Below are 6585 nucleotides of genomic sequence, written 5' to 3'. Positions count from 1 at the left end.
CGTCGCAGCCAGAGGGCCAGCACGGCGATCAGGTTCAGCACCAGCAGGGCCAGCAAGGCCGCCTCGACGCTGGTGATGGAAAGGCTGGAAACGGAAACGCTTGAAGAAGCAGCAGCAGGCAACACGGTCATTGCTGCCATTGTCGCGCTCGCCAAGGCGGCCAGCCCCGCGCAGGCCTCAAGTCCTGGCCAGTACCTCGGGGTTCAGGGCGGTCGGCGGCTTGCCGCCGGTCAGCGCGGCAATCAGGTTGTCGGCCGCCAGATTGCACATGGCCATGCGGGTGGGGATGCTGGCGCTGGCGATGTGCGGCGTGAGCACCACGTTGGGCAGGTCCAGCAGCGCGGGCAGCACTTTGGGCTCGCCCTCGAACACGTCCAGCCCGGCCGCGGCAATGCGCCGTTCGGCCAGTGCACGCGCCAGCGCCGCGTCGTCCACCACGCCGCCGCGGGCAATGTTGGTCAGCGTCGCGCCCGGCTTCATCAGCGCCAGCTCGGCCTCGCCAATCATGTGGTGCGAGGCGGGGCTGTAGGGCACGACGATGACCAGGTGGTCGGCCTCGCGCAGCAGCGTGGCCTTGTCGACCCAGCGCGCCTTGACGGCCTGCTCGTCAGCCTCCGGCAGCCGGCTGCGGTTGTGATAGATCACCGGCATGCCAAAACCCAGCGCGCCGCGCCTGGCAATCGCCTGGCCGATGCGGCCCATGCCCAGCACGCCCAGCGTTGCGGCATGCACGTCGGCACCGGCCATCAGGTCGAAGCTCCAGTGCGTCCATTCGCCGCGGCGCAGGAAACGCTCGGACTCGGCGATGCGCCGCGCGGTGGCCATCATCAACGCGAAGCCGAAGTCGGCCGTCGTCTCGGTCAGCACATCGGGCGCGTTGCTGACCAGCACGCCCCGCGCAGTGCAGGCCGGCACGTCGATGTTGTTGTAGCCCACCGCCATGCTGCAGACCGCTTTCAGCTGCGGACAGGCCGCCAGCAGCTCGGCATTGATCGGCTCGCTGGCTGCGACGAACACGCCGTCGCAGCCTTGCAGCCTGGCTTGCAGTTCGGTGGCGCTCAGCGCTTGCTCGCTGTCGTGCGTGATCACGTCCAGGTGCTCGCGCAGCCGTGCAATGACTTCCGGGAAGATGGGCCGCGCGACCAGCACGCGAGGACGGACAAGGCTTGATGGCATCGGTGAAGGTGGGTTGAGAGAGGGCTCAGTCAGCCCGCAGCGGCAGCAAGGCCTGCAGCAAGGCAGCCGGCAAAGGCACCGGGCGACGATTGGCCCGGTCGACGTAGACGTGAACGAAATGGCCGGCCGCGGCGCTCATCTCGTCGCCCGCGCCAAACAGGCCGACTTCATAGCGCACGCTGGAGCGGCCGACATGCGCCACGCGCAGCCCGGCCTCGACGGCTTGCGGAAAGGCCAGCGGCGCGAAGTAGTTGCAGCGGGTCTCGATCACCAGGCCGATGGTCTCGCCGGCATGGATGTCCAGCGCGCCGGCTTCGATCAGGTAGCCATTCACGGCGGTGTCGAAGAAGCTGTAATAGACGACGTTGTTGACGTGGCCGTAGACGTCGTTGTCCATCCAGCGGGTGCCGATGCTGCGGAACAGCGGATAGGCTTCGCGGGGCAAGGCCATGGGGCGGGTGTCTTCGCTCATCAGGCGATTGTTCCATCGGCAGCTGCCAGCGGCTGTCGCCTGCCGGACGAGGCCTGCCACGCCTTCCAGCTCTCGCTGGCCAGTGCCAACGTGTGCCGCTGCAGTGCAACGGTGACGGCAATGTCATGCCCATAACCGCCGGCCATCGACAGCGCCACCGGCAGCCCGCGCTCGCGCAGCGCGTCCAGCACCAACCGGTCGCGCTGCGCCAGGCCAGCCGCGCTGACCTTGAGCCGGCCCAGCCTGTCGCCCTCGTGCGGGTCGGCGCCGGCCAGGTAGAAGACAAGGCCCGGTGGCGTGTGCTGCAGGCGTTGCCACACGGTGTCCAGGCCTCGCGCCAGCGCGGCCAGGTAAGCCGTGTCGTCGCAGCCGTCCAGCAGGTCCACGTCCAGGTCGCTGGGCACCTTGCGGAACGGAAAGTTGCGCGCGCCGTGCATCGAGAAGGTGAAGACGGTCGGGTCGTCGGCAAAGATCTCGGCGGTGCCGTTGCCCTGGTGCACGTCCAGGTCGATCACCAGCACGCGCAGCAGGCTGCGATGATGGCGGTGCCATTCGGCCTGCATCAAGCGCGCCGCCACGGCCACATCATTGAACACGCAATAGCCCGAGCCCTTGGCAGCGCTGGCGTGGTGCGTGCCACCCGCCAGGTTGGCCGCCACGCCTTCGCTCAGCGCCACCCGCGCCGCCGCAATGCTGGCGCCGACCGAGCGGCAGGCGCGCTCGGCCATGCGCTGCGACCAAGGAAAGCCGATCTCTCGCTGCTGCGCCGGGCTCAGCCAGCCTTGCAGCACGGCGTCGATGTAGCCAGGCTCGTGCGCCAGCGCCAGTTCGCCCTCGGTGGCTGGCGGCGCCTCGCGCAGCCGGATCTGCGGCAGGGTCTCGGCCACCGCATCGCGCAGCAGCGCATATTTACTCATCGGGAAACGATGCCCCGGCGGCAGTGGCAGCACGAAATGGTCGGACGTGAAAGCCTGCATCAAGTCTTGATTGTGTGGCCCTTCCGGTTCGGCTGCTTGGGGCCCATAAGGAAGGTAAGTTCCGCATGCGGCATCGCGATCTTCACATGAATTGCTGCAGCGCAACAAAAGACGCTTGCAATCCCCGCGCGCACCTCTATACTTCGAGTCATGTTGCAGCGCACAAAACAGTCCGCGCTGTCCTCACGGATCGAAAGATCCACCCGCCGCTGTTTTTCTTCACTGAATGGAGACTCTGATGCTGACTGCTGAACAACTGGTTGCCAACCAAAAGGCCAATGTGGAAACCCTCTTCGAACTGACCGCCAAGGCCTTCGAAGGCGTGGAAAAACTGGTCGAACTGAACCTGCAGGTGGCCAAGGCTTCGATGAGCGAAGTCGCCGAAACCGCCAAGGCCGCCATGTCGGTCAAGGACGCGCAGGAACTGCTGTCGCTGCAAGCCAGCCTGATGCAGCCGGCCGCCGAAAAGGCAGCTGCCTATGGCCGCCACCTGTATGACATCGCTGCGGCGACCAATGCCGAGCTGACCCGCGCCGCCGAAGCCCAACTGTCCGACGCGCAAGGCAAGTTCATGGCCACGGTCGACACGGCGGTCAAGAACGCCCCGGCCGGTTCGGAAAACGCCGTGGCGCTGGTCAAGTCGGCCATGGCCGCTGCCAACAACGCCTACGAAAGCGTGCACAAGGCTGCCAAGCAAGCCGCCGATGTCGCCGAAGCCAACTTCCAGGCGATGACCAACACGGCAGTCAAGGCTGCCCAGTCGGCCCCGAAGCCGCGCCGCGCCGCCACTGCAGCCTGAGCTTTGAGACACAGGGGGAGCAGATTCACCCTGTAACGCGGACGGCCGGGAACTTCCCCGCCGTCCGCTGCTCCATCTGGAGGGGCACCGCAGACAGCCACCTGCTGGTGCTCGCTCCATGGAAGGTTGTCTCCTCGGTGCCTTCTTCTCCAGTTAGGCACCTTCAAACCCGACTCTGGTCACGCTGACCCGGTCGGGTTTTCTTTTGGCAGAACCCTGCGCAGCGCCGGGTTTGCTGTTTCTGGCCTGGTCAGCGCGTCAAGGCCGTGATGCGCGCCTTCAGCGCCGCCACCTGCGCCAGCGCCGCTTCGCGGCCGGACTGCACGGCCTTGGCGCGGGACGCGAAATCGGCGCTGGAGACGCCGACCAGACCGGGGCGCAGCACGATGTCGGCGTCCTTCAGTTCGAAGCGGTTGATGCTGCGGCCCATGATGGCGAAGGTCTGCAGCAGCAGGTGAAAGGCGTCGCCGGTCGCGGCACCGTCGGGCGGAGACGAAATGTCGACCGCGATCACCAGGTCGGCCCCCATCTGGCGCGCAAAGCGCACCGGCACCGGGGACACCAGGCCACCGTCCACATATTCACGCGTGCCGATCTTGACCGGCTGGAACACCGCCGGCACAGCGCTGGAGGCGCGAACTGCCGCCCCGGTGTCGCCGCGCTGGAACAGCACGGCCGCGCCGTCGTCCAGGTCGGTGGCCACGATGCCCAGTGGCACCTTCATCTGCTCGATGTTCAGGTTGCGAGTCTGCGCGCGCACGTAGCGCGCCAGCGCGTCACCGCGAATCAGGCCGCGGCCGGGGAATGCCCAGTCCGTCAGCGCCGATTCGTCCATGCCTTGCGCCAGCGCGGCCAGTTCCGCACCTGACTTGCCGGACGCATACAGCGCCGCGACCAGGCTGCCGGCCGAAGTGCCGACCACCAGATCCGGCTTGATGCCCTGCTCTTCCAGCACCTGGATCACGCCAATGTGGGCAAACCCCCGCGCCGCGCCGCCGCCCAGCGCCAGGCCAATGCGGGGTGGCTTCGGCACTGCGCTGGGGATCAGCGGTGGCGGTGGCAACTCGACGTGCACCGGAGGCGGCGCAGGCGGGGTCGATTGGCAACCGACCAGCAGGCCGGTCAAACCGCCAGCAGCCCAACCCAGGCAACGGCGACGGGAACAACGCGAATTCATGGACGAGCAGGTCTCCAGAGACTTCCAGTGGCAACGGATTCTAGGTGGCGCATGAGCTTGGAAGATTTCTTCATATTCATTTGAAATAAACAATCAACTTTTATGTTCTTTTCAAGAATAAGAAGGCTTCCTACAGTGCATGGCATCGGGTGTTCCCTGCCCCCAGCCATCGCCATGTACAACTACACCGACTTCGACCGCCAGTTCGTCCGCCAACGCGCCGCCCAGTTCCGTGATCAGCTGACACGCAACCTGGCCGGTGAGTTGGGCAGCGAGGAATTCAAGCCACTGCGGCTGCAGAACGGCTGGTACGTGCAGCGCCACGCGCCGATGCTGCGCGTGGCCGTGCCCTATGGCGAGCTGAACAGCCGCCAGCTGCGCCAACTGGCCGGCATCGCCCGCGAGCACGACCGCGGCTTCGGCCACTTCACCACGCGCCAGAACCTCCAGTACAACTGGATTCCGCTGCCGCAGGCAGCCGATGTGATGGACAAGCTGGCCGAAGTCGACATGCACGGCATCCAGACCTCGGGCAACTGCATCCGCAACATCACCAGCGACGTGTTCGCCGGCATTGCGCCCGACGAAGTGGTCGACCCGCGCCCGTACTGCGAAATCCTGCGCCAATGGAGCACGCTGCATCCCGAGTTCGCCCACCTGCCGCGCAAGTTCAAGATTGCCGTGTCCGGTGCGACCGAGGACCGCGCCGCCATCGCCTGGCATGACGTGGGTCTCCAGTTGCTGAAGAACGAGGCCGGTGAAGTCGGCTTCAAGGTGCTGGTCGGCGGCGGCATGGGCCGCACGCCGGTGATCGGCAGCGTGATCCGGGAGTTCCTGCCCTGGCAGCAGATCCTCGTCTACCTCGAAGCCATCGTGCGGATCTACAACCGCTTCGGCCGCCGCGACAACGCCTACAAGGCCCGCATCAAGATCCTGGTGAAGGCCGAAGGCCAGAAGTATTTCGACGCGGTCAACGCCGAGTTCGACAAGCTGATGACCTCCGACCCGGCTGGCCGCGAACACACCATTCCCGAATCCGAACTGGCCCGCGTCGCCGCGAGCTTCCAGGACCCGGTGGGCGTTCACCCTGCCGTGGGCGGCTTCGACCCGCATCGCACCGGCCCGGCACCGACCGCGTTCCTGCGCTGGCTGGAGCGCAACGTGCACGGCCACCGCATCTCCGGCTACCGTGCCGTCACCCTGTCGCTGAAGCGCCCGGGCCAGGCGCCTGGCGACGTGACCGCCGAGCAGATGGAACTGGCCGCCACGATGGCCGACCGCTACTCCTTAAGCGAGCTGCGAGTCAGCCATGACCAGAATCTCGTGCTGCCCTGGGTGCGCGAGGCAGATCTGTTCGCCGTGTGGCATGCCGCCCGCGACGCCAGCTTCGCCACGCCCAACATCGGCCTGTTGACCGACATGATCGCCTGCCCCGGCGGCGACTTCTGCGCGCTGGCCAATGCCCGCTCCATCCCGGTCGCCGCCAGCATCACCGAGCGTTTCGACGACCTGGACGCGCTGTACGACCTGGGCGACATCGACCTGCACATCAGCGGCTGCATGAACTCCTGCGGCCACCACCACACCGGCCACATCGGCATCCTCGGCATCGACAAGGACGGCGACGAGTGGTACCAGATCTCGGTCGGCGGCTCGGACGGCTCCACGCTGAGCGGCGCCTCGGTGCCTGGCAAGGTCATCGGCCCGTCTTTCGCGGCCGAGGAAGTGCCGGACGTGATCGAGGCGCTGATCGACACCTACCGCGCCCAGCGCGAAGCCGGCGAACGCTTCATCGACACCGTGCGCCGCATTGGCGTGCCGCCGCTGCGTGCCGCGGCCGATGCCGTGCGCCACGCCACCGCCAAGCCCCAGCAAGACCAAGAGCTGGCCACCGAAGCGGCCTGAGCCGGTCACAGGACATCCACCATGAAGTTCGTTTCCCTCCAAGACACCGGCTGGCAGGCAGTTGACGCCGCCGAAACCG

6 protein-coding genes are annotated in these 6585 nt (G+C 66.7%); 2 read left to right on the top strand and 4 right to left on the bottom strand.

Features of this window, described 5'->3' with window-relative positions:
• Positions 1-177 precede the first annotated feature (177 nt).
• The 3 genes from FKP22_RS17230 to FKP22_RS17220 are packed head-to-tail and all read right to left on the bottom strand — an operon-like array spanning position 178 to position 2625.
• Positions 178-1176: a 2-hydroxyacid dehydrogenase gene (locus FKP22_RS17230; protein WP_141288714.1), complete on the bottom strand. Its 999-nt coding sequence runs from the start codon at positions 1174-1176 to the stop codon at positions 178-180.
• A gap of 25 nt (positions 1177-1201) precedes the next feature.
• On the bottom strand, positions 1202-1648 hold the full coding sequence (locus FKP22_RS17225; protein ID WP_141288713.1) for an acyl-CoA thioesterase: 447 nt from the start codon (positions 1646-1648) through the stop codon (positions 1202-1204).
• Positions 1648-2625, bottom strand: a complete 978-nt coding sequence (locus FKP22_RS17220; protein ID WP_141288711.1) for a histone deacetylase family protein — start codon at positions 2623-2625, stop codon at positions 1648-1650. Before FKP22_RS17220 ends, FKP22_RS17225 begins: the two co-directional genes overlap by 1 nt.
• 235 nt (positions 2626-2860) lie before the next feature.
• On the opposite strand from FKP22_RS17220, the gene FKP22_RS17215 reads away from it, so the two are divergent.
• Positions 2861-3424 (top strand): phasin family protein, encoded by a 564-nt coding sequence (locus tag FKP22_RS17215; RefSeq protein WP_141288716.1) that lies wholly within the window; start codon positions 2861-2863, stop codon positions 3422-3424.
• Between the two features lie 250 nt (positions 3425-3674).
• On the opposite strand, the gene FKP22_RS17210 is transcribed toward FKP22_RS17215, so the two are convergent.
• Complete coding sequence (locus FKP22_RS17210; RefSeq protein ID WP_141288709.1) at positions 3675-4601, bottom strand: patatin-like phospholipase family protein; 927 nt, start codon at positions 4599-4601, stop codon at positions 3675-3677.
• Between the two features lie 174 nt (positions 4602-4775).
• Here FKP22_RS17210 and FKP22_RS17205 point away from each other — a divergent pair, with 174 nt between their 5' ends.
• A complete protein-coding gene (locus tag FKP22_RS17205) occupies positions 4776-6506 on the top strand; it encodes a nitrite/sulfite reductase (protein ID WP_141288707.1) in 1731 nt (576 codons plus the stop codon).
• Positions 6507-6585 lie beyond the last annotated feature (79 nt).

It is taken from the genome of Ideonella azotifigens (genome assembly GCF_006519715.1).
Lineage (GTDB): Bacteria > Pseudomonadota > Gammaproteobacteria > Burkholderiales > Burkholderiaceae_C > Ideonella > Ideonella azotifigens.
This window is presented reverse-complemented; position numbering and strand designations above follow the sequence as displayed.